This is a genomic window from Staphylococcus sp. FSL W8-0056, from assembly GCF_037963075.1.
In the GTDB taxonomy this organism is placed as follows: Bacteria; Bacillota; Bacilli; order Staphylococcales; family Staphylococcaceae; genus Staphylococcus; species Staphylococcus aureus.
Map to the genome: position 1 here is coordinate 2,127,661 of NZ_CP150142.1, position 24,447 is coordinate 2,152,107.

Genomic DNA, 24,447 nt, shown 5'->3' on the forward strand with positions numbered 1-24,447 from the left:
TGCTTACACTTTATTCTTACGGTAAATAATATATCTGCGATTTATATATGTCAAAGGTACACTCCAAACATGTACCAAACGTGTAAATGGCCAACAAGCCATAATAGTGAAACCTAACAATATATGCATTTTAAATGCAATCGGCACACCACTCATCAATGACGCATCTGGTTTTAACATAAATAATTGTCTAAACCAAATTGATAATGAAGTTCTGTAGTTAAAATCTGGATGTTGTATATTGGTTACTAATGTTGCGTAACATCCCATAAATACGATAAGTAATAATAAGAAATTTACAAATATATCCGACGCTGAACTTAATCTTCGAATACTTTTCGTAGTAACACGTCTCGCTGTTAATAAAAACATCCCTATCAAAGTTATTATACCAAAGATGCTACCAATATAAACAGCGCCTATATGATATAAATGCTCAGATACCCCCACTGCATCCATCCATGATTTCGGTATTAACAATCCAACTACGTGTCCAAAAAACACTGGAATAATACCTAAGTGAAATAATAAACTTCCCCACATCAACCTTTTTCTTTCTATTAGTTCACTAGATTTAGCTGTCCAAGAAAATTTATCATAACGATAACGTGCAATATGACCTGCGACAAAGACAACTAAACATAAATACGGAAATATAACCCATAAAAACTGATTAAGCATGATGTTTCACTCCTTTTGGTGATGTCAAACATAATTTCAATGTTTTTCTAAGTGCTTGAATCACATAGGCATATGGATTATTATCTTCACCAAGTGCATTCGCCATCACATATGTTCCATCCTCAATAATCATAATGATTAATTGAATATTCTCTTCAGCTCTTGGATCATTTCGCCATTCTGCCACTTGCAAAAATTGAAGCATCAACGGTAGATAATCAGAAAGTTCATTATCTACCATTTCTAGTCCAAACATTTCATATAATACCTTTAATTTAGCTAACATTTGCCCACGTTCTTTTTGCGTATCAAATTTGTTATACGTCATATATAATGGTGCTTTTTTCGTAAAATCAAATGTATCTGTATAAATCGCTTTGATTTCTGATAATGAAAATGTCATCATTACATTTCTAAATGCTACTAAATCTTCATATGCTGGATGATCTTTCGAAATTGTTTCTTCAAAAGTTTTTGGATGAAAAGTTAATTTTTCTGGAAAACATAACTGTTGTGCCATATATCCAAAACTTTCTTGATATTTTTTAAAATTATCGAAATTAATCACGGAAAATCCCTCCATAGAAATTCTCATTATAAATTTCTTGACCAGTTTTCCCTGAACCTACTGCAACGCCACAGCCTTCACAGTTATCTCCAAAATGCTCGCCGCCGTAATTGTATCCTGTACTACCTTGTGCGTGATACGTATCTAAATAGGTTTCTTTGTGTGATGTTGGAATAACAAATCGATCTTCATATTTAGCTAGTCCTAATAAACGATACATGTCTTTAGTTTGGCGCTCGGTTATACCTAATCGCTCTAATCGAGACGTGTCAAATGGCTGTTGAGTAACTTGAGATCTCATATAACTTCTCATCATTGCCATACGTTGTAGGGCTCCTTTTACTGGCTCTGTATCTCCTGCAGTGAAAATATTAGCTAAGTATTCAATAGGTAAACGCATTTCTTCAATGGCTGGGAAAATCGCATCTGGATTTTGAGTTGTATTTTTACCTTCAAAATAGCTCATAATTGGGCTAAGTGGTGGGCAATACCAAACCATCGGCATCGTTCTAAATTCAGGATGTAACGGAAATGCAAGTTTATATTCAATTGCTAACTTATAAATTGGAGAGTTTTGTGCAGCTTCAATCCAATCATAACCAATACCATCTTTTTCAGCTTGAGCAATGACTTCTTCGTCAAATGGATTTAAGAATATATCTAATTGTTTTTCGTATAAACCTTTCTCGTCTACTGCTGAAGCCGCTTCATGAACTCGATCTGCATCATATAATAAAACACCTAAGTAACGCATACGTCCTGTACAAGTTTCAGAGCATACCGTAGGCATACCCGCCTCGATTCTCGGGAAACAGAAAGTACATTTTTCAGCTTTGTTCGTTTTCCAATTGAAGTAAACTTTCTTATATGGACAACCTGTCATACAGTAACGCCATCCACGACATGCGTCTTGATCAACTAATACAATGCCATCTTCATCACGTTTATACATAGCACCTGAAGGGCACGATGCAACGCAACTTGGATTCAAGCAATGTTCACATAAACGTGGTAAATACATCATAAAAGTTTCGTCAAATTGGAATTTAATATCTTCTTCTATTTTTTGGATGTTAGGATCTTTTGGGCCTGTAACATGACCACCTGCTAAGTCATCTTCCCAGTTAGGTCCCCATTCAATTTCAATGTTATCCCCTGTAATTTCTGAATACGCTCTAGCAACTGGCGAATGCTTCCCTGATTTCGCAGTTGTTAAATGTTCATAATTATAGTTCCATGGTTCATAATAATCTTTTATTAATGGCATATCTGGGTTATAAAAAATTTTACCTAAAGCAATTTTTGAAATTCTACTTCCAGATTTTAATTCAAGTTTCCCTTTACGATTTAGTACCCAACCACCTTTGTAGTGTTCTTGGTCTTCCCAACGTTTCGGATACCCTACACCTGGCTTCGTTTCTACGTTATTGAACCACATGTACTCAGCACCTGGACGATTTGTCCAAGTGTTTTTACATGTCACACTACACGTATGGCATCCTATGCATTTATCTAAATTTAATACCATCGCAACTTGCGCTTTAATCTTCAAGCCAATTAACCTCCTTCATCTTTCTAACTGCTACATATAAATCCCTTTGGTTCCCAATTGGTCCATAATAATTAAAGTGATAACTAATTTGTGCGTATCCTCCGACTAGTTGTGTTGGTTTCAAATGGATTCTAGTCGGCGCGTTGTGTGAACCACCACGTGTATCTGTAATTTCTGACCCAGGCGTTTGAATATGTTTATCTTGTGCATGATACATAAACATTGTACCTTTAGGCATACGATGCGAAATAACTGCTCTTGCCGTTACAACACCATTACGGTTATACACTTCTAGCCAATCATTATCTTGGATATCGTGTTTTTCAGCATCTTCATTTGATATCCAAACCGTTGGACCACCTCTAAATAGTGTCAACATATGCTTATTATCTTGATACATTGAGTGTATATTCCATTTTCCATGAGGCGTTAAATAACGCAGTACCAAAGCATCTGTACCACCTTTAATTTTCTTATCTCTATTCCCAAATACCATTGGCGGCAATGTCGGTTTATATACTGGTAAGCTCTCCCCAAATTGTTGGAAAACTTCGTGATCCACATAATAACTTTGACGTCCTGTTAATGTTCTAAAAGGTACTAGACGTTCTATATTCGTTGTAAATGGTGAATATCGTCGACCTTGTTTATTTGAACCTGGGAATACTGCTGTCGGTATTACTTCTCGTGGTTGTGAAGTTATATTTAAAAACGAAATTTTCTCAGCAGCACGTTCGCTAGAAATATCTTTTAACGGCATTCCAGTTTGTTCTTCAAGATCTTCATATGATTTTTGTGATAATTTACCATTCGTAGCAGATGAAATACTTAGTATTGCATCTGCTACATTACGTGCTGTATCAATACGCGGACGATTCGCTCTCACAGAATCATCATTTGTATCACTCCACGTACCTAACATACTTTTTAATTCTTCATATTGTTCACTGACACCGAAACTTACACCATGTGCTCCAACTTTCCCTTTTTCAAGTACAGGACCAAGCGTGACATATTTGTCGTAAATTTTAGTGTAGTCGCGTTCTACAATTGCAAAGTTAGGCATTGTACGTCCAGGTACCGCTTCAATTTCACCCTTCGACCAATCTTTCACTACGCCGTATGGTGTTGAAATTTCTTGCTTTGTATCATGACTAAGTGGAGTTGTCACAACATCTTTAAACGTTCCAGGTAAATAGTCTTTTGCCATTTCTGAAAATGCTTTTGCCAACGTTTTATAAATATCCCAGTCTGAACGCGATTCCCATAATGGATCAATAGCTGGATTAAAAGGATGTACATATGGATGCATATCTGTAGATGACAAATCATGCTTCTCATACCAAGTCGCTGCTGGCAAAACAATGTCAGAATATAAAGGTGTTGCTGTCATTCTGAAATCTAAAGAAACGACTAAATCTAATTTCCCTGTTGTTTCCTCACGCCACGTAATTTCTTCTGGCTTTTCATCTTCATTTGGTGTAGCTAATAACCCTGATTTTGTGCCAAGTAAATGCTTCATAAAGTATTCTTGACCTTTTGCAGAACTTGAGATTAGATTTGAGCGCCATATAAACAGTGATTTCGGATGATTCTTTTTCAAATCCGGATCTTCTATCGCAAATTGCGTTTGTTTTGACTTAACTTCATTTATCGCTCGTTTTAAAATTGCCTCATTCGACTCAATGCCTTCATCTTTAGCTTCTTCTGCAAACAACAAACTATTTTTATTAAATTGTGGATATGATGGTAACCAACCAAGTCTAGCTGCTAAAACATTATAATCAGCTGGGTGTTGATGCTTTAAATCCTCTGTTTTAGCTAATGGAGATTTTAAACGATCTACATTTGACTCTTCATATTTCCATTGGTCTGTTGCAAAATAGAACCAACTTGTTCCATTTTGCAAACGTGGTGGTCCTTGCCAGTCTTTCGCAAATGCGACAGTACTCCATCCTTCAATCGGACGACATTTTTCTTGTCCCACATAGTGAGCCCAACCGCCACCATTCACACCTTGACAGCCACATAACATAACTAAGTTTAAGATTGAACGATAAATCGTATCTGAGTTAAACCAATGGTTAATACCCGCACCCATGATAATCATTGAACGCCCTTCAGTATCGATAGCGTTTTGCGCAAATTCTTTCGCTACTTGAATGACAACACTTTGTTTTACGCCTGAAATGGCTTCTTGCCAAGCAGGTGTATATTTTGATTCTGCATCGTCGTATCCTTTTGATTCTAATTTATGATCAAAACGACGCACGCCATATTGACTTGCCATTAAGTCAAAAATTGTAGCAATACGGACTTTGTCACCATTTGCTAAAGTGACTTGTCGAGTTGGAATTGGACGATTGAATATCCCATCTCCATCACTATCAAAGTATGGGAATTGAATTGTTTCTAATTCGTATCCACCTTCTGCCATTGATAATGTAGGGTTAATTTTAGAACCATCTTCTGTTTCTAGTTTTAAGTTCCACTTCTTACCTTCTTCCCAACGTTGACCCATTGTGCCATTAGGTACTACTAAACTATCGCTGATTGCATCATGAATAACTGGCTTCCATTCGCCTTGCTCTGTTGTTTGACCTAAGTCACTCGCTCTTAAAAATCGACCCGCTTTATATCCATTTTCATCTTCATCCAGCATGATAAGAAACGGCATATCTGTATATTGTTTAGCGTAATTTATAAAGCGTTCATTAGGTTGATTAACATAATGTTCTTGTAAAATAACATGTGTCATTGCTTGAGCAATTGCAGCATCTGAACCAGGATTCGGTGCTAGCCAGTTATCTGCAAATTTCACATTTTCTGCGTAATCTGGTGCTACTGAAATGACTTTTGTACCTTTATAGCGGACTTCTGTCATAAAATGTGCATCCGGAGTACGTGTTAAAGGTACATTAGAGCCCCACATAATAATGTATGATGCGTTATACCAGTCACTTGATTCAGGCACATCTGTTTGCTCTCCCCAAATTTGTGGAGAGGCAGGTGGTAAATCTGCATACCAGTCATAAAAACTAAGCATTTCACCACCAAGCAAATTGATGAATCGAGCACCTGCTGCATAACTAATCATTGACATCGCTGGAATAGGTGTAAATCCTGCGATTCGATCTGGACCATATTTTTTTATTGTATACAGTAATTGTGCTGCGATTATCTCTGTAACGTCTTTCCAATTTGAACGCACGTGCCCTCCCATACCTCGGGCTTGCTTATATTGTTTGGCTTTGTCTTCATTTTCAACAATAGACGCCCATGCAGCAACGCGATTACCATAGTTTTCTTCTAATGCTTCAGTCCATAAATCCCAGAGTTTTCCACGAATATATGGATATTTGATTCGAAGCGGACTGTATTCATACCAAGAGAATGACGCACCTCGTGGACATCCTCTCGGTTCATATTCAGGCATATCCGGACCACAACTTGGATAGTCAGTTTGTTGATTTTCCCAGGTAATCACACCATTTTTCACAAATACTTTCCAAGAACATGAGCCTGTACAGTTAACACCATGTGTTGTTCTTACTTCTTTATCGTGGCTCCAACGTTCTCTGTACATTTTTTCCCATTCTCTACTTTTACTTTCTAGGATCGACCAATTCCCATTAAATTTTTCTGTTGGCTTAAAGAAATTCAATCCAAATTTTCCCATATTTATATCCTCCTACGTATAAAAATACGATGTGTAGATGTCGTGTTTTTAAATACTTTAAAATGCCCAAGACTATTGCTTTAATTAGATTGTACATTTTTTCACAAATATAAAATATTAGGGAATCACCTAATTACTTAAGGAATTTCCCTATCAATAACGGGATTTCATTGAAATAATACACAATCATGTATGGTCGTGCTTATTGCCAATCTAAATCGTTCAAATTTGGCACAACGACAAATAAGGCTTCAACACGAATATATTCTCTCGGTTGAAACCTTACTTATTCATTTATTTTTTATAAATTAGTGACATAACACTGTATTAGCATCTGCACGATCGGTTGAAATATATGTTACATTTTCTTGCTGCTTAATAAATGCATCATAGTAATCATATTGCGACGAATGATATGTGCCATTCGATGTATCATTTGGGTTTAGCAAACAGCCATAACCTTCGTCATATAAATGTTCACAGAGCATAAGGGCGTCATGTCTAGAACCACTTACTACATAAAATTGCTGAGTCGGATTAGAAGTTGTTGAGACATTTTCAGTATAACCCACTACTTCGCCTATAATACATATACCTGGTTTCGCCTCAATTGCGTAATGCTCCAGTTTCCCAACAATATTACTTAAACGCCCCTTAACAACAAACTCGTTAAAACACGATGCTTGAAAGACAATCGCTATCGGATAATCAATATCTGTGTACTGTTGTATCTGGGCGATAATTTTCCCTAAACGTTTAACTCCCATATATATCGCCAACGTACCACCATTTACTAAAGCGTTGACATCTACTTCATTTTCTTCTGAATCTTTAAAGTGACCTGTAGAAAATGTCACACTCTTAGCAACAGCACGCATCGTTAATCCTGTTTGCATCGTAGCAACTGCAGCACTCGCAGATGTCACACCAGGTACAATTTCAAACGCAATATTAAAGTTGTTTAGTGTGTCAACTTCTTCTTGAACTCGTCCAAATATTGCTGGGTCGCCACCTTTAAGCCTCACAACCTTGTTATATCGACGTGCTGCTTCCACGATACATTCATTTATTTTTTCTTGCTGAATGTGTTTTGCATACGGCTTTTTACCAACATCGATAATTTCAGTAGTCAAATTCGCATATTGTAAAATTAACGGATTCACTAATCGATCATATAGTATAACATCCGCTTCACGTATTAAACGCTCAGCCTTTTTAGTCAAATAATTCGGATTACCTGGTCCCGCACCTATCAAGTAAACCTTGCCATATTTATCTACAGACATATATATACGTTCCCGTCTGTAACTTCTACCTCATAAACATCTACACAACCTTCATCAGGTTCTTGTACAATCCCAGTATTTAAATCAATCTTTTGATCATGAAGTGGACAGAATACATATTCACCACTCACTGTTCCCTCTGACAATGGTCCTTGTTTATGCGGACAAATATTGTGAATCGCGTGAATTGTACCACTTTCAGTTAAAAACAATCCTACCTCTTTGCCTTTGACAATAACCTTTTTTCCAATTAGGGGTGTTAATTCATCTATAGTTGTCACTTTAATTTTTTCTTTTGTTTCCATGTATTACACCTTCTCCACTTCAAAAATTTTACGTGCTTGCGCATTGCTAGTTATTGCTTCCCAAGGTTCAGCTTCGACTGCTTTTTTAGCATCCATAATGCGTTCAAATAGTTCATTTTGTCTTTCTGGGTCAAGTAAGACTTCTTTTACATTTTCAAATCCAAGTCTTCTTAACCATGGCGCTGTTCTTTCAGCATATATACCTGTTTCGCGATAATATTGCATCAAAGCACCACATAATTTGATTACTTCATCTTCTGTTTCTACAGTTGTTAAAAATTCAGCTTTTTCGACTTCTGTACCACCATTACCACCGATATAGATTTGGAATCCATTTTCAACTGAGATAATACCAAAATCTTTAACACCTGATTCAACACAACTTCTTGGGCAGCCTGATACACCCATTTTGAATTTATGAGGTGTATCGATGTATTCAAATGTTTTTTCTAAACGAATGCCAAGTCGTGTCGTGTATTGCGTACCAAATCGACAAAACTCTTTACCAACACAGCTTTTAACTGAGCGTGTTTTCTTACCATAAGCTGATGCTGAACGCATACCTAGGTCTTCCCATATATTTGGTAATTCTTCTTTTTTAACTCCATACAAACCAACACGTTGCGAACCTGTCACTTTAACTAGTGGCACATGATATTTCTTAGCCACTTCTCCTAGACGAATCAGTTGGTCTGCATCTGTAACACCTCCACGCATTTGAGGTATAACAGAAAATGTACCATCATTTTGAATATTCGCATGGTAACGTTCGTTAGCAAATCTTGATTCTCTTTCATCTTCATGATCATGTGGATAAACCATGTTTAAATAATAGTTGATTGCTGGTCGACATTTTGGACATCCACCTTTATTTTTAAAGTTTAAAACATGTCGAACTTCTTTAGATGTTTTTAAACCTTTCGCTCTTATTTGCGTTACAATTTGATCGCGTGTCAAATCAGTACAACCACATATACCAGCAGGTTTTGCGGCAACAAAGTCATCTCCTAAGGTGTGCTGCAATATTTGAGCAATTTGCGGTTTACATTTACCACATGAATTCCCCGCTTTTGTTTTAGCCGTTACTTCTTCAACTGTTGTAAAGCCATTTTCCGTAATCGCATTTACTATAGTACCTTTATCAACACCATTACAACCACAAATTGTTTCATCATCAGCCATATCAGCAATTGATAGCGATGCCTCTTCTCCACCTTTAGTAAGCAATGATACAAGTGTGTAATCTTCAGTGGATTCACCTTTTTTCATCATGTTATAAAAGCGTGAACCATCATCGATATCACCATATAGTACTGCACCAACTACATTACCGTCTTTTAAAAAGATTTTTTTATAGTTATTATCAACACTATTAAATATTTCAATACCTTTAATTTCTGCATTTTCTACAATTTGACCAGCACTATACAAGTCACAACCAGAAACTTTTAATGACGTAAATGTTGTTGATCCCTTGTATCCGTTCGTTTCTTTATTTGTTAAATGATCAGCTAATACTTTACCTTGTTCATATAGTGGTGCAACGAGTCCATAAACTTTGCCGTTATGTTCTGCACATTCTCCAACTGCATATACATTGCTATCACTTGTTTGCATCACATCATTGACAACAATACCACGATTAACATCTAGACCTGATTCTTTGGCTACTTCTGTGTATGGTCGTATACCTACTGCCATAACAACTAAGTCTGCCGGAATCTCGCGTCCATCAGCCAATTTAACACCTTCAACATCATCTTCTCCTAAGATTTCAGTTGTGTTGGCTTGCATTTCAAACTTCATACCTTGCTTTTCTAAATCTGCTTTAAGCATATTTCCTGCTTTACGGTCTAGCTGCATTTCCATCAACCATTCAGCTAAATGTAACACCGTTACTTCCATACCTTGATCTAATAAACCACGTGCACACTCTAAACCTAGTAAGCCTCCACCAATTACAATTGCTTTCTTTTTAGTCTTCGCAATGTTCATCATTTGTTCAGTATCATCAATCGTTCTCCAACCAATTACACTCGGTAATGTCGAACCTGGAACTGGAATGACGAATGCTTTAGAACCTGTCGCAAAAATCAATTTATCGTATGATACTTCAATACCATTTGCAGTAGTAACTGATTGATTTGCTCTATCTACTTCAATTACAGGATCATTGGTAATTAACTCGATACCATGTTCCTCATACCACTCATATGGATTCATAATTGTTTCTTCAACTGTCATTTTATTTTGTAAAATATTTGAAAGCATGATGCGGTTATAGTTTGGATAAGGTTCTTTACCTATTACCGTAATATCATATAAATCGTTGGCGCGCTCTAATATTTCTTCGATTGTTCGAATGCCCGCCATACCGTTACCAATCATTACTAGTTTTTGCTTTGCCATAAAATATGCCCCTTTACTCCATAATATTTATTTCAAAAAAAGGTATTAATTTTTCGTTAGTGCTTTTATATTTTCATCGGAATCATTAAGCTTTCTAATCTATCGTTAATGATTTGCTTTAAAATTGGGTCGAAGTTAATTGAAGGTGTGAAGTGTATATCTGTATTAATAACCATGTCATTCATTTGCTGCTTCACTTTGTTAACAAGTCTTCCGTCATATAAAAATAATGGTACGACAATCAATTTTTGATACCGTTTCGAGATGCTTTCTAAATCATGTGTAAAACTAATCTCTCCATATAGCGTTCTCGCATAAGTAGGTTTATTAATCTGCAAATGTTGAGCGCATATTTGTAACTCTTCGTGTGCCTTAGTAAAATTTCCATTAATATTGCCGTGTGCAACAACCATAACTCCAACTTGTTGTTCGTCACCTGCTAATGCGTCACAAATACGTTGTTCAATTAATCGTCTCATTAAAGGATGTGTGCCAAGTGGCTCGCTTACTTCTACCTTTATGTCTGGATACCGTCGTTTCATTTCATGAACGATATTCGGTATATCCTTGAGATAATGCATTGCACTAAAGATTAGCAATGGTACAATTTTAAAATGGTCAACCCCACTTTGAATCAACGTCGTCATTACCGTCTCTAAATCCTGATGCTCACTTTCTAAAAACGCAATATCATAGTGATGTATATCATCTTTTACTAATTCAGAAATAAATGCTTCTAACGCTTGATTCTGTCGTCCGTGCCTCATGCCATGTGCAACAATGATATTCCCATTCACATTTACCAACCCTTTCACACGTATTGTATACCAAATCATTTTGTTTTTGTGAAAAGAATCACATTATAATGTAAAATCAGGGAATTCCCTGATGCCTGTAGTCATGCATATTCCTTATACATTTTCCCTTTTTGTTAAATCAAAAAAAGCGACCGATATATGAATCCCTACTCAACATTTATTTGAGCAAGCATCAATATATCGGTCGCTTGTAGTGTATATTATTATCTTAAAATGGTGGTTGGCCTAATATTGTTTCGTCAAAGCGCTCGGGTATCAATACTTTGCGCATGATCACACCTAAATCGCCATCATCATTTTCATGTTCGCTGTATATTTCATAACCTCTTTTTTCATAAATTTTAAGTAACCACGGATGCAATCTTGCAGATGTACCTAAAGTAACTGCCGCTGACTTTAACGTATCTCGCAAAAATGCTTCTTCAACATAAGTAAGTAATTGGCTACCATAGCCTTTCCCTTCATACTCAGGATTTGTCGCAAACCACCAGACAAAAGGATAGCCCGAAATACTTTTCACACTTCCCCAAGGATATCTAACCGTAATCGTAGATATAATTTCATCATCAATTGTCATGACAAATGTAGTATTTTTATCTATATTTTCTTTAACAGCATCTAAATTAGCATTAACTGAAGGCCAATCAATACCTAGTTCTCTTAGAGGCGTAAATGCTTCATGCATGAGTTGTTGCAATTTTTCTGCATCTTGTTCACTTGCGAGTCGAATCATCGTTTTTGTCATATTAATCCCCACTCTTTTTTAAATGATTTAACCATATTTTATTTTTAAAATAAATATCCATCAAAGTGTATCAATAAATTTATCACATGTCAGAAAGTATGCTTCATCTGAATACACCAATACTCTCATGAAACTTATTAAAAATTACTCTCTCAACGTAAAAAAACCATTCAAATTCATGAATGGTTTGGAAGAATGATTCATTGTTACGCTATTTAATCACTACATCTTAATTATTGTTGCTCTAAACGATTACGCTTACCATTTAAGAAAGCATAAACGAGACCTACAAAAATACCGCCACCGACAAAGTTACCTAAGAAAGCAAAAACGATATTTTTTAAAACATGTAACCATGAAACTGCATCAAGGTTAAAGAATACCATACCTGCATATAGACCTGCATTGAACACAACGTGCTCATATCCCATGTATACAAAGACCACGACACCACAAGCTATGAAGAATGCCTTTGTTAAGCCGCCTTTGAATTGCATAGAGATGAAAATACCAATATTAATAAAGAAGTTACAGAAAATACCTTTTGTAAAAATATTCAACCATGTTGAATCAACAGTCTTTTTCTGAACTAAAGCTGTTAAAGCTTGTGTCATTTCAGGTGTCATGACATGCGCAAATTTCATTAAGAAAAATAACACAAACCCACCTAAAATATTTCCTAAGAAACAATATAATAAAATCCAAGTCATCTTCTTAACAGAAACGACTTTATAATACCAGCCTACTGTAAAGTACATGAAGTTACTTGTTAATAATTCAGAGTTAGTTAATACAACTAAAATCAAACCTAAACTAAACGCAATGGCTCCCATTAAATTGATAAGTCCATCTACGTGAGTATTCGCAAACTGCGTCTTTATTCCGAACATAAATACAGTAACGATTGAGAGTAAAAATCCGGCCATCATTGCTTTAAGCATATATCGGCCAGGTGTTTGCTGTACCATTACTTGCTTCATTTGTACTGAAGATGATATTGAATCAACAATTGCGCCTGTTGAATATGTATCTTCAACTGTTTTCTTATTTTCTATCACAGTACTTCCCCCATTTACTTTGATCAAATAAAATTTACTTTCTAATTATATTAGTAAATCAATGTAATTGATAGATTAAATTTCAGAAAAATCTTTTTATTCTCTCAAAAATGTAGTTTTCTTTCATAAAAACAGCGAGATAAATCGCGTGATTGGCTAATATCTTTATGATTTAAGATATTACGACGCTCATTTTATCTCGCTTTATGTAAAGTATTACTTATTCTTTTTTAAATTTGAAAAGTAATGTAAACCATATGCAAATATACTGTAACCAATTGCAGTACGTAAAATAAACCTTATAACTTTATTAGGTACACATTTTGACGTTACTGAAATAGAAGATAGTAGTGTTGTGAAAATATATAATATTAAAACTTTGATATAACGTTCTACCATCGAATCATCCCTCATTTTTATAATATTACAAGATTATTATAAACCGAATGAAACAAAAAAGTTTTTACATATTTTCAACAACTTTATTTCAATAAAGCATCAAGTTGATCTAAAGTTTGATTCATACCTTGTTCAACACCCATGTTTATGACTTGTTGAGCGGCTTCTTTTGTTGGAAATACCGATGTTGATGTCACTGTCGTTTTCGTTGTATTGCTCTTGGAAAATGACAAAGTAATTTTCATGCTTGGCATTTTTGTATCTTTTGCACCTTGAGGTGTCGCAAATGAGTCAATATATTCAATTAAATATGGACGCTTAACCGTTTTATATTCTGCTAATGTATAGCTGGTCATTGTAGGTGTTTTAATCGCATAAAATGCATCACCGCCTGAAACAGCATTAAAGCGAAATACTTTTGTGCTAGCCCCTTTTGGATGAAACCATTTTTCAAATAATTCTTTTGTCGTATAGGCATCAAACACCTTTTCAATCGGTGCTTCTATCGTTCTTGAAAAAATAATTTTATTATCTTCAACTTTAATCGTCATCTTCCCACTCCCTATCTTTTATATTTACTCATCTTAACATGCATTGAGTAACATATGTTACCAAACCATTTGTTATAAACTATAGTAATATTAATCATTCCCTCTGTTGAAATTGATAACTACGAAATAAAAAACACACTCTATTCAGCTATTAACAGTTGAGTAGAGTGTGCAAACCTGTTGAATTAATGTGCTAACATTTCTTCTTTGATTTGGTCTTTATTTAATTTTGAAGGATAATATGTTGGCCAGTTATCCATTTCTTTTAATAACGCGTCATTATCATTACCCATAAAGATATGGAAGTGTTCTGCCTTTTTAGGTGCAATGTTGTGATCGCTAAATTGGATGAATTTCGGTAAGTCTTTATCATTACCATCGACCAATTTAAACATAAATCTCACGCCACGGTTACCTTTAGGATATTTCAATGTTTTCTTACCATTGTATTCATATTTACCAGTGTGTTTCTTACCATCTTTAGTAAATGTAATTTCATTTCCTTTTATATCAATGTTAGTAATATCAGTTTTATATCCTTTGTCATAATAAGCTTTTAAATCTTTAGCAGATTTCTTCGGATCATTTTCAGCTTTATGTTCCATCACTTCATCAAGCGTACCGTCTTTTAAGTAAGGGTAAACAGATTGCCATTCACCAGCATAATCGCTTAATTCACGGTCTTTAACTTGCTCATCTTTAAAATACCCATCAGAAATTGCTTTATCGTGTTTACTTTCAGCTTTGTCGTCTTTCACTTTAACACCACCGTCTAAAGCTTTACCGATATTTTCAATATTCGATTTCATTAATGATTGATACGTAATATTATCTTTTTTCTGTTGTTCTTTATTTAAAGACTCCATGTTGTAGAATTTTAAAGGCTTCGCATCTGTTTCTTTACGAATTGTTTCAGTCACTTTATTCGCAACATTATCTTCGTAAAGAATATATTTAGCATTGCTATCTCTAATTTCTTTAACAATTTTAGTTAATTCTTTTTGTGATGGATCTTCAGCATTCATATTTTGAATACCTTTTTGAACAAAACCATAACGATCAGCTAAGTATCCAATTGATTCATGTGAAATAAATACTGCATTACCTTGCTTATCTTTTGTAACTTGCTTCATATCGTTATCAATTTTCTTAAGATCGTCGTTTAATTTTTTGTAGTTTTTCTCATAGTCATCTTTATGTTTTGGATCTTTTTTCACTAATTCATCTTTAATTTCTTTAGCGAAAGTTTGGTTAATTTTAGGATCTAACCATACGTGTGGATCATATCCACCATGATGATGATGTTCTTCTTTCTCATGATCATGCCCCTCATGTTCATGCTCTTCACCATGCTCGTGTTGATCAGTTAAAAGCTTTGCTTTATCTAATTTATCCTCTAAAGACCGTTTTTTATCTTTATCTTTGATAGTAGATGCAACTTTCTTAGCAACCGGATCTAAATTATCCCCTGTATACATAAACAAGTCTGACTTGCTTGCACTTAATATATCTTTTTGTGTTGGTTCATAGCTATGTAAATCTGTCCCTGCTGGATAGATTGATGATACCTTCACGTGTTTTCCACCAATTTGCTCTGCAAATGATTGCAATGGATAAACTGTCGTTTTAATTGTTACCTTGCCATCTTTATCTTTTCCATCATCATTCCCACATGCGGCTAATGATAAAGTTACGGCTGGTACAAGAAGTAACATACCTAATTTCTTTTTCATAGTCACCCTCCTAAATAGTAATCTTTACGTTTTAAAATTATATACTCATGCTACTTAAAATACAAGCACTGTTTTTATAAATAATATAAAGTCGAATCATACTTTAGGTATTTACCACTTTTCGTTTTATCTAATACATGACTATTGTACAAATATGATACAGAAAACTTTATAGTATTTACGAACGTCATAATATAAGAAAAAAAGACAATCTCTATCATATTGCTAATAGAAATTGCCTTTTCATATTGTCCTAAAATAACTTACCCTATTTTTATAGTGTGACTTTTATATTTAATAATGGTATTTACATGATGCTATTTTTATATGATTGTCATCTACTGTATAAACCAATCTATGTTCGTGATTGATACGTCTACTATAATACCCAGTCAGATTCGATTTTAACTTTTCAGGCTTACCTATACCTTCCAATGCACCATTTCTGTCAATACTTTTAAGTAACTCATTAATCTTCTTCACCATTTTTTTATTGTTCTGCTGAAAATACTTATAATCTTCAAAGGCTTGAGGCGAAAACGTAATATTTAACCTAGCCATTATACATCTATATCTTTCGTTATAGTTTTCCCACGTTCTAGATCTGCAATTGATTGAGCTAAGTGTTCAGCATTATTTGGGTTCTGTTGGAGGTAAAGTGTTTCCATCATGGAGTTATAATCTGATTCTGACATGATTACTACGTTTTTATCATCAGTAGATGTTACAGTTACCATATCACTATCATCATTTACTTTTGTCATAAGTGCCTTTAAATTCTGTCGAGCGTATGAATAATTTTTAATAATCATATTTATCGCCTCCTTTTAACACACCTCAATTGTACAAATATCTGTACAATAAAACAAGCGACACAGAAAAAAACTACTAATCAAGATTTCGCACGGGGAAGAATCAATACCTATCCTGTACTGATTCCCTACTAAACAATGTTTACATGATAATTTCTACCTATTTAGACTTCATACATTAAAAAGACAATCTCTATCATATCGCTAATAGAAATTGCCTTTTCATATTGTCCTAATAAATTGATATCACTTACTTATCTCAACAATTAAGACTATTTTATTTTATCTTTTAATAACTTCTCATAACTTTCATAATCATATGGATCTTCAACTTTCTCGCCATTAATAAATGCAGTTGGTGTCGTTTTTATATGATTATCTTTCGCTATTTTTTTATCTTTCTCTGCAGCTTTCCAAGACTTGCTATCTTTTGTCTTGTAATCTTTTATAATTTTATTTTCCGTCTCTTTATCTAAATGCAGTTGTTTAATATGTTTATCTAATAGTTCTTTTGTTAACCATTCTTTATTTTCATCTTGCTGGGCAGCAAATAATTGCTTTTGAAAATCTAAAAATGATTTAGGTGCATACATCAATACTGCATGACTCGCACGCGAACCAACAATTGAGTCTTTACCTAAGAAAGCTAAATTGACAAATTGGTATTCCACTTTGTGATTATCTATATAATTTTTACGCAACTTTGGCATGACTTTTTCATCTAATTCTTTACAATAAGGACATTTATAGTCGCCATATATGACAACTAATGGTTTGCCGTTTTTCGAGGATGTCGTTGCTGATTCTTTTTTACCGCAAGCTGTTAAAATTAACATGCTCACTATAAATAATGTTAGTAATTTTTTAGTCATAATAACTCCTGTTCATATCTAGTTCGTCATATTTTCTTCATGATAATCCGCATCATGTTGTTGATAATATCGTCTCGAATCAAAATCTTGCTTATATGATACACGTTTATCACTAAAATCATATGCATAATAATGCACTTCATCATCATTACTCAAAGGTTTATAAGCTAAAATGATAATTTTATCCTTATCATAGACATAAATATTAGCATCTTTGCGTTCAAAATGATCAACACGATCACCGTTGCCTTTTTTGGCAAGTTGTTCTTGTTTTTGATTTTGAATTTTAACTGCTTCATCTATTTCTTTCACATATTTATCATTACCACATCCTGATATAAAGACTAGTAATAATAATACCGTCGCCACAAATCGCTTCAATGCTCCCACTCCTACTATCAACTTCCAACTAACTTTCAATATAATTAATACTATACACCGTCAAACATTAATGCGCTACAACTACTACCAATGCATTTAATATAAATATCCAAAGAAATAACAGTTATGTATAGTCAAAGAAAAATATATTTCATTTTCTATGTGTATTTGTAATCAGTTTTTGATAAAATAAAAAAATAGCATTATTAATAAATTCAAAAATTACAGTTCAATTCAGAGAGGGATGGGATAAAATGAACTTTGTAACGTTGACTTCGGATGAGTTCAATGCGTTTACAACAAAGCATTTTTCACATTACACACAATCAGCTATTCATTACAATCATAGAGTTGATTTAAAAGGCGATGTGCATCTTGTAGGGGTTAAAGATGACAATGGTCAAGTGATTGCAGGATGCTTATTGACAGAAGCACGCACACTTAAATTTTTCAAATATTTTTATACACATCGCGGGCCAGTGATGGATTATACAAATCAATCATTAGTAGCATTTTTCTTTAAAGCATTAACGTCATATTTAAAGAAACACAATTGTTTATATGTCCTTGTAGATCCATATTTAATTGAAAATTTACGCAATGCAGACGGTGAAATTGTTAAATCTTATGATAACCGAGCATTTGTTAGAACAATGGATAAATTAGGTTATAAACACCAAGGTTTCCCTGTAGGTTATGATTCAATGAGCCAAATCCGTTGGCTGTCAGTGTTAGATTTAAAAGATAAGACTGAAGACCAACTTTTAAAAGAAATGGATTATCAAACGAGACGTAATATTAAAAAAACATATGATATTGGTGTCAAAACTAAAACGTTAACGATTGATGAAACGCAAACTTTTTTCGACTTATTCCATATGGCTGAGGAAAAGCACGGTTTCAAATTCCGTGAGTTACCATACTTTGAAGAAATGCAAAAGTTATACGATGACCACGCCATGTTAAAGTTGGCGTATATTGATTTAAACGAGTATTTAAAAACGTTACAATTAAAGCAACAACAATTAACAGCTGAACTCTCAGGTGTTGAAGAAGCATTGGAAGAAAGTCCTAATTCAAAGAAAAATAAAACGAAACGCACACAGCTAGAACAACAGCTAAATAGCAATAAGCGTAAAATCGACAATACAATAGAACAAATTGAACAAGATGGTGCAGTCTTAAACTTAGCTTCTGCTTTATTTATCTACAATGAGCATGAAGTTTATTACTTATCTAGTGGTTCAAACCCTAAATATAATGCTTATATGGGTGCCTACCATTTGCAGTGGGAAATGATTAAGTTTGCTAAAGCGCATCATATTGATCGCTATAATTTTTATGGTATTACCGGTGACTATTCAGAGTCATCAGAAGACTATGGCGTCCAACAATTCAAAAAAGGTTTTAACGCACATGTAGAAGAGTATATCGGTGACTTTATTAAGCCTATCAAACCATTACTATATAAGGTACAAACGTACTTAAATCATAAACGTCGTTAAAATATCGCTCCAAGATTATGACAACATAACAAAGAACCACGCATCATGTATATGGCATCATCACCATACTAAAACATGATACGTGGTTTTATTTGATTATTCTTCATTTATAACATTTAAGAAACGTCTTAATTCTTCTGTTTTCGGACGATTGAACATCTCTTCTGGAGCCCCTTGTTCTCCGATCATGCCTTCATGAATAAATACAATGTTATTAGATACTTCTTTTGCAAAACGCATTTCATGTGTCACAATGACCATTGTCATGCCTTCATTAGCCAAATCTTTAATAACCTTTAAAACATCATTCACAAGTTCAGGATCAAGTGCAGATGTTGGTTCATCAAACAACATCACTTTAGGGTTCATTGCTAGTGCTCTTGCAATAGCAACACGTTGTTGTTGACCACCTGATAATGCATGTGGACGTTGATCTTTGACATGTGTTAAACCAACTTTCTCAAGTAACTCAAGTGATTTCCCACGTGCCTCATCCTTTTTCAACTTTTTAACTGTGATAAGACCTTCCATTACATTTTCTAATGCCGTCTTATGCGGAAAAAGGTTATAACTTTGAAATACCATGCCAGACTGTTTACGAACTTCTATTTGTGATTTTTTATCTTTAGATGTATATGTTTTGCCGTTAACATAAACTGTACCTTCAGTTGGAATTTCTAATGCATTAATCATACGTAACAATGTTGTTTTACCTGAACCAGATCGACCGATTAAGGTTACAACCTCACCTTGTTCAACAGATAAATCAATACCTTTGATGACTTCAACATCATTAAATGATTTATGGATATTGTTCAATTGAATCATGAGCGATACCCTCTTTCAATATAAGATTCATAGATACCTTGGATAATTGAAATAATAAAGCATACCACCCAGTACATTAGCGCAACTAACACATAAATTGTTAAATATTCATATGTTGTAGACGCAACTTCTTGAGCTTTTCTAAACATTTCAGCCACTAAAATAAATCCTAATAATGATGTATCTTTGATTAAACTTAAAAATGTATTACCTAGTGCAGGAATCGACACTCGAATTGCCTGCGGTAAAATGATACGTTGTATCGTTTGACCATACGTCATACCGATGGAATATGCAGCTTCTGTTTGTCCTTTCGGTATAGAAATAATACCGCCACGAATAATTTCCGAAGCATACGCACCTACATTTAATGATAAACCAATAATAGCAGCCACTACAGGTGCCAATGTCCATTGGTTGTCAGCGTCATTTGTTAATAATCTACCTAATTCTGGAATACCATAAAATATGATAAATAGTTGTACTATCATTGGTGTTCCTCGAATAATAGATACATAGACACGTGAAATACTTCTTAAAATTTTACTCGTTGAAATTCGCATTAATGCTGTAAATAATGCAATAATCAATCCTAAAACAAATGTAACTAATGTAATAGGAATTGAATATTTGACCAAACCTTCTAGCATAGGTCCGAAAGCTTGTTTTGCAGCATCTAGCGCATGTTGTTGTTCGCTATTTAGATTTAGAAACATCTTGACCAAACCATTTCTTACCTATTTTAGCTAATTCACCGTTTTCCTCGATTTTTTTCAAGCCATCATTGAATTTTTGAACTGTTTCATCATCTGCTTTTTTAGAAAATGCAAATGCAGATCTACTTTGTTCAGCATTACCTTTGATTGCTTTGATCTTAGCATTAGGTTTTTGTTTTTTATAATCCAAGTATGACAGACTATCATTAAATGTACCATCAACACGCTTAGACAATAATAAATCCATTGATTGGTTAAAGCCATCAACTTTTGTAATATCAGCACCTTTATCCTTAGCTAATTTACCATAATTAGATGTGAATGTTTGTGCTAACTTCTTACCTTTAACATCATCAAAATCTTTAATATCTTTTTCATTTTCACGAATAACTAAAACAGCACTTGAGAATGTGTAAGGCTTAGAAAATTTATATTTCTTTTCTCTATCAGGATTAATACCTACTTGGTTCGCGATTACATCAAAACGCCCTGCGTCTAAACCTGCAAACATAGAATCCCAAGAAGTTTCATTAAATTTAAGTTTTAAACCTTCTTCTTTAGCCACTGCTTTAATAACATCAATATCGTAACCAGTTAATTTACCATCTTTATCATGGAAACTAAATGGTGCATAAGTCCCCTCAGTACCAACATTAATTGTCTTGCTATCTTTATTAGCTTCCTTGTCTTTCGACGAATTGTTTCCACATGCAGCCAATATGAAAACGAAAGCTATCATCACAAATAAAAGTCTTTTCATAGAATATATCTCCTTATTCTTATTATTCTAATCGGAATAAAAATATTTTAATCTGAAATGCCGGATAAGTCAATATGTTGAACTTTTGCTAAAAAGCTTTATATAGCTAGCAACTTATATTTATTGACGAGAATCAACTTCTTTTTTCTTCCCTTGTAACATAAATGAACAAAAGAAACTAACAACTGTAATCAATAATGCAAATAAAAATCCAGCGTGATAACCATGCAACATCGTATCAACTTTAATTTGATTCATCATATCAATTTTGTTCATGCCATTATAGTCTGACATAGTTGGAGAAAAGTTTTTGCTTGCATGAGATAAAATAGTAATTAATGCAGCTGTTCCGATAGAACCAGCAATTTGTTGTACTGTGTTTGTCATAGATGAACCGTGTGCATTCATTTCTGGCTTTAATTGATTCATCGTATGGGTCATTACTGGAATTAATCCTAACGCGATACCAACCATTCGAATCGCATAAACTGTTGCCAACATGATTGTTGATGTTTGTTCATCCATTACAACAAAATAAGCCGTAGTAATAACAACAATCGCCATACCTACTAAAGCAAGCTTTCTAGGACCAAACTTTTCATATAAAGCACCCGAAGTCATCGACATAAATGCCATAACAATTGCTCCTGGTAATAAAGTTAATCCAGAATCTAAAGCTGAACGATGCAATAAATTTTGCACAAAGATAGGTAAAATCGTTTCCGAACCAATCATCGATACCATTGTGACACCCATAATAATGATACCAACTGTAAATTGTTTATTTTTAAATACAGCAAAATTTAATAATGGTGTTGATAGCCGATATTGACGTAATACAAATAATGCGACTAAAACAACGCCTCCAATCATAGATACTAATACGATAGGATTATCAAAACCTTTTTCTGAAATTGAACTCGTTCCATACAATAACCCGCCGAAACCTAGTACAGAAAAAATGACAGAAATAAAATCAATAGGTACTTTAATTGTAGTTCCAACATTTTTTATCGTTTTAAATCCAATTAAAAATGTAACAGCTGCAATTGGAGCGACAACATGGAAAAGCGATCTCCAGTTTAAATATTCAACAAGGTAACCTGAAAGAGTAGGTCCAATAGCTGGTGCTAAACCAATTACCAAACCAAATATCCCCATATATTTACCGCGTTCATGCGGTTGGAAAACATCCAAAATCGTTGTCATCATCAATGGCATCATAATACCTGCGCCTAACGCCTGAATAATTCTAGCAACTAATAATGTTGCAAAGTGCGGACTCAAGCCGCCGAGTAATGTACCTAAGAAAAAGATAGAAATACCCACTAAAAACACTTGTCTTGTTGTATAACGTTGTATAACAAGCGCGGACAAAGGAATAACAATCCCATTAGTCAATAAAAAAGCTGTTGTCAGCCATTGAACTTGTGTATATGAAATTTCAAAATCTTTCATAATACTTGGTAAAGCCGTCACTAATAGTGTTTCATTTAATAATCCAAAAAATCCACCCATCAGCATAGTAATAATCATCGTTAATTTTTGTTTCTTCGACATTTAAAGCTTCCCCCTCACCATCTAAAAAACGACACACATTTTTAGATATCCGGTAATTATACCCATTTTCCAAAAAATTAGCACGACTTTATTACAATTTCTTTAAAACGTAATCATTACTATTTACATATGAGTAGTTATCGGTCATAATATATTTACAAGGAGGGATAGAGATGAAATTAGATTTACAGACTGCTCGTCGAAATTTAAATAGCCCTAACATTAAAACAAGAAAGCGTGCTTTAAAGATTATTAAGCAACACAAAAGAGCGAAATAATTGTTTTAATTTGACTATATTGTATGTCTAACTATATTTTCGAGTATCCCTAGCTCGTTAATATAAACTCTATACTTAACTATTTCCTTACATTACTTCACATATTTAAGAGCTGCATATACACTCACTCCTTGTGTACATGCAGCTCTTTTTTTATAAGTAGTATTTATCTATAACTTCTAAATCATCCGTTAATTCATAAACAAGCGGTGCACCTGTTTTAATTTCATAATTAATGATATCTTCATCTGACACATCTTCAAGATATTTAATTAATGCGCGAATTGAATTTCCGTGTGCAGAAACTAATACCGTTTGACCATCTAGCAAATATTGTGAAATATGATCTGTCCAAAATGGTATCACTCGAACTAAAGTATCTTTCAGACTTTCAGAATAAGGCATCATACGTTTATCTAAATGATTATATCGACGATCAGCTAAGTAAGCTTCACGTTGTTCTTCGGTTTCAGCAGGTGGTTTCACATCATAAGAACGACGCCAAATATGTACTTGTTCTTCTCCAAATTCTTTTCTAGCATCATCTTTATTTAAGCCTTGCAATCCACCATAGTGGCGTTCATTTAAACGCCAGCTTTTATATACAGGAATCCATTGTTGTTTAGATTCAGTTAAAATATAATGCGTTGTATCTAAAGCACGTGTTAATAACGATGTAAAAGCTACATCGATGGCAATGTTATTTTCTCTTACTTTTTCACCTGCTCTAGTCGCTTCATTAATACCTTGTTCAGATAAATTAACATCTTCCCATCCAGTAAATAAGTTTTTAGCATTCCACTCGCTTTGTCCATGACGACATAAAATTAATTTTGGCATAACTTATAACCTCTTTCCTTTAATCTTTAGGACGTTATTTCAGGGATATTTTAAGATGATTTAATCTTAGTAATTTTCTTTTCAATATATTTTAAAATTCAATGATTAAAT

General features: G+C 34.0%; 25 protein-coding genes and 1 pseudogene. 2 read left to right on the forward strand and 24 right to left on the reverse strand.

The features are described from left to right. Positions 1-3 precede the first annotated feature (3 nt). From narI to NSS86_RS10985, 19 genes and pseudogenes are all read right to left on the reverse strand, one after another. Positions 4-681 (reverse strand): respiratory nitrate reductase subunit gamma, encoded by a 678-nt coding sequence (gene narI / locus NSS86_RS10895; RefSeq protein WP_000934155.1) that lies wholly within the window; start codon positions 679-681, stop codon positions 4-6. Then, positions 674-1,249 (reverse strand): nitrate reductase molybdenum cofactor assembly chaperone, encoded by a 576-nt coding sequence (narJ, locus tag NSS86_RS10900; RefSeq protein ID WP_000606768.1) that lies wholly within the window; start codon positions 1,247-1,249, stop codon positions 674-676. The genes narI and narJ overlap by 8 nt, the downstream gene beginning before the upstream one ends. Further along, a complete protein-coding gene (gene narH / locus NSS86_RS10905) occupies positions 1,242-2,801 on the reverse strand; it encodes a nitrate reductase subunit beta (RefSeq protein ID WP_000692648.1) in 1,560 nt (519 codons plus the stop codon). The genes narJ and narH overlap by 8 nt, the downstream gene beginning before the upstream one ends. Then, entirely contained in the window at positions 2,791-6,480 is a 3,690-nt protein-coding gene (locus NSS86_RS10910; protein WP_000514408.1) for a nitrate reductase subunit alpha, read from the reverse strand. The genes narH and NSS86_RS10910 overlap by 11 nt, the downstream gene beginning before the upstream one ends. 308 nt (positions 6,481-6,788) lie before the next feature. Further along, complete coding sequence (gene cobA / locus NSS86_RS10915; RefSeq protein WP_000109877.1) at positions 6,789-7,766, reverse strand: uroporphyrinogen-III C-methyltransferase; 978 nt, start codon at positions 7,764-7,766, stop codon at positions 6,789-6,791. Further along, a complete protein-coding gene (nirD, locus tag NSS86_RS10920) occupies positions 7,757-8,071 on the reverse strand; it encodes a nitrite reductase small subunit NirD (protein WP_000448224.1) in 315 nt (104 codons plus the stop codon). The genes cobA and nirD overlap by 10 nt, the downstream gene beginning before the upstream one ends. Before the next feature lie 3 nt (positions 8,072-8,074). Further along, positions 8,075-10,480 (reverse strand): nitrite reductase large subunit NirB, encoded by a 2,406-nt coding sequence (gene nirB / locus NSS86_RS10925; protein ID WP_001118725.1) that lies wholly within the window; start codon positions 10,478-10,480, stop codon positions 8,075-8,077. 65 nt (positions 10,481-10,545) lie between these two features. Then, on the reverse strand, positions 10,546-11,277 hold the full coding sequence (locus NSS86_RS10930; RefSeq protein ID WP_001014063.1) for a sirohydrochlorin chelatase: 732 nt from the start codon (positions 11,275-11,277) through the stop codon (positions 10,546-10,548). A 229-nt stretch (positions 11,278-11,506) separates the two neighbouring features. Beyond that, positions 11,507-12,043, reverse strand: coding sequence for a GNAT family N-acetyltransferase (locus tag NSS86_RS10935; protein WP_000169317.1), 537 nt, complete (start codon positions 12,041-12,043; stop codon positions 11,507-11,509). A 233-nt stretch (positions 12,044-12,276) separates the two neighbouring features. Continuing rightward, positions 12,277-13,101 (reverse strand): formate/nitrite transporter family protein, encoded by an 825-nt coding sequence (locus tag NSS86_RS10940; protein ID WP_000572038.1) that lies wholly within the window; start codon positions 13,099-13,101, stop codon positions 12,277-12,279. A 216-nt stretch (positions 13,102-13,317) separates the two neighbouring features. Next, complete coding sequence (locus NSS86_RS10945) at positions 13,318-13,500, reverse strand: hypothetical protein (protein ID WP_000230292.1); 183 nt, start codon at positions 13,498-13,500, stop codon at positions 13,318-13,320. A gap of 83 nt (positions 13,501-13,583) precedes the next feature. Continuing rightward, on the reverse strand, positions 13,584-14,051 hold the full coding sequence (locus NSS86_RS10950; protein WP_000153347.1) for an SRPBCC domain-containing protein: 468 nt from the start codon (positions 14,049-14,051) through the stop codon (positions 13,584-13,586). A gap of 185 nt (positions 14,052-14,236) precedes the next feature. Then, positions 14,237-15,784, reverse strand: a complete 1,548-nt coding sequence (adcA, locus tag NSS86_RS10955) for a zinc ABC transporter substrate-binding lipoprotein AdcA (protein WP_339302246.1) — start codon at positions 15,782-15,784, stop codon at positions 14,237-14,239. A 188-nt stretch (positions 15,785-15,972) separates the two neighbouring features. Then, a pseudogene (locus NSS86_RS10960) lies at positions 15,973-16,044 on the reverse strand (hypothetical protein); the annotation flags it as partial. 34 nt (positions 16,045-16,078) lie between these two features. Further along, positions 16,079-16,345: a Txe/YoeB family addiction module toxin gene (locus NSS86_RS10965; protein ID WP_000113265.1), complete on the reverse strand. Its 267-nt coding sequence runs from the start codon at positions 16,343-16,345 to the stop codon at positions 16,079-16,081. Beyond that, positions 16,345-16,596, reverse strand: coding sequence for a type II toxin-antitoxin system Phd/YefM family antitoxin (locus NSS86_RS10970; RefSeq protein WP_000584499.1), 252 nt, complete (start codon positions 16,594-16,596; stop codon positions 16,345-16,347). Before NSS86_RS10970 ends, NSS86_RS10965 begins: the two co-directional genes overlap by 1 nt. Before the next feature lie 164 nt (positions 16,597-16,760). Then, positions 16,761-16,841: a hypothetical protein gene (locus NSS86_RS10975; RefSeq protein WP_223197974.1), complete on the reverse strand. Its 81-nt coding sequence runs from the start codon at positions 16,839-16,841 to the stop codon at positions 16,761-16,763. A gap of 27 nt (positions 16,842-16,868) precedes the next feature. Continuing rightward, positions 16,869-17,468: a DsbA family protein gene (locus NSS86_RS10980; RefSeq protein WP_000162810.1), complete on the reverse strand. Its 600-nt coding sequence runs from the start codon at positions 17,466-17,468 to the stop codon at positions 16,869-16,871. Between the two features lie 18 nt (positions 17,469-17,486). Further along, positions 17,487-17,849 (reverse strand): DUF4467 domain-containing protein, encoded by a 363-nt coding sequence (locus tag NSS86_RS10985; RefSeq protein WP_000819843.1) that lies wholly within the window; start codon positions 17,847-17,849, stop codon positions 17,487-17,489. A gap of 254 nt (positions 17,850-18,103) precedes the next feature. Between NSS86_RS10985 and fmhA the strand changes: the two genes are divergently transcribed. Then, positions 18,104-19,354: a FemA/FemB family glycyltransferase FmhA gene (gene fmhA / locus NSS86_RS10990; protein ID WP_001012225.1), complete on the forward strand. Its 1,251-nt coding sequence runs from the start codon at positions 18,104-18,106 to the stop codon at positions 19,352-19,354. A 96-nt stretch (positions 19,355-19,450) separates the two neighbouring features. Here the strand turns inward: fmhA and NSS86_RS10995 are convergent, their stop codons facing one another. From NSS86_RS10995 to mdeA, 4 genes are all read right to left on the reverse strand, one after another. Next, a complete protein-coding gene (locus NSS86_RS10995; RefSeq protein ID WP_000615461.1) occupies positions 19,451-20,182 on the reverse strand; it encodes an amino acid ABC transporter ATP-binding protein in 732 nt (243 codons plus the stop codon). Then, positions 20,179-20,898 carry an amino acid ABC transporter permease gene (locus tag NSS86_RS11000; protein WP_000479576.1) on the reverse strand — a complete coding sequence of 240 codons (720 nt, stop codon included), beginning with the start codon at positions 20,896-20,898 and terminating at the stop codon, positions 20,179-20,181. Before NSS86_RS11000 ends, NSS86_RS10995 begins: the two co-directional genes overlap by 4 nt. Continuing rightward, positions 20,879-21,658: a transporter substrate-binding domain-containing protein gene (locus NSS86_RS11005; RefSeq protein WP_000825921.1), complete on the reverse strand. Its 780-nt coding sequence runs from the start codon at positions 21,656-21,658 to the stop codon at positions 20,879-20,881. The genes NSS86_RS11000 and NSS86_RS11005 overlap by 20 nt, the downstream gene beginning before the upstream one ends. 120 nt (positions 21,659-21,778) lie before the next feature. Continuing rightward, positions 21,779-23,218: a multidrug efflux MFS transporter MdeA gene (gene mdeA, locus NSS86_RS11010; RefSeq protein ID WP_000038968.1), complete on the reverse strand. Its 1,440-nt coding sequence runs from the start codon at positions 23,216-23,218 to the stop codon at positions 21,779-21,781. A 173-nt stretch (positions 23,219-23,391) separates the two neighbouring features. Here mdeA and NSS86_RS11015 point away from each other — a divergent pair, with 173 nt between their 5' ends. Then, positions 23,392-23,496, forward strand: a complete 105-nt coding sequence (locus NSS86_RS11015) for a putative metal homeostasis protein (protein ID WP_000762708.1) — start codon at positions 23,392-23,394, stop codon at positions 23,494-23,496. A 153-nt stretch (positions 23,497-23,649) separates the two neighbouring features. On the opposite strand, the gene NSS86_RS11020 is transcribed toward NSS86_RS11015, so the two are convergent. After that, positions 23,650-24,336, reverse strand: a complete 687-nt coding sequence (locus NSS86_RS11020) for a 2,3-diphosphoglycerate-dependent phosphoglycerate mutase (protein WP_001125208.1) — start codon at positions 24,334-24,336, stop codon at positions 23,650-23,652. Positions 24,337-24,447 lie beyond the last annotated feature (111 nt).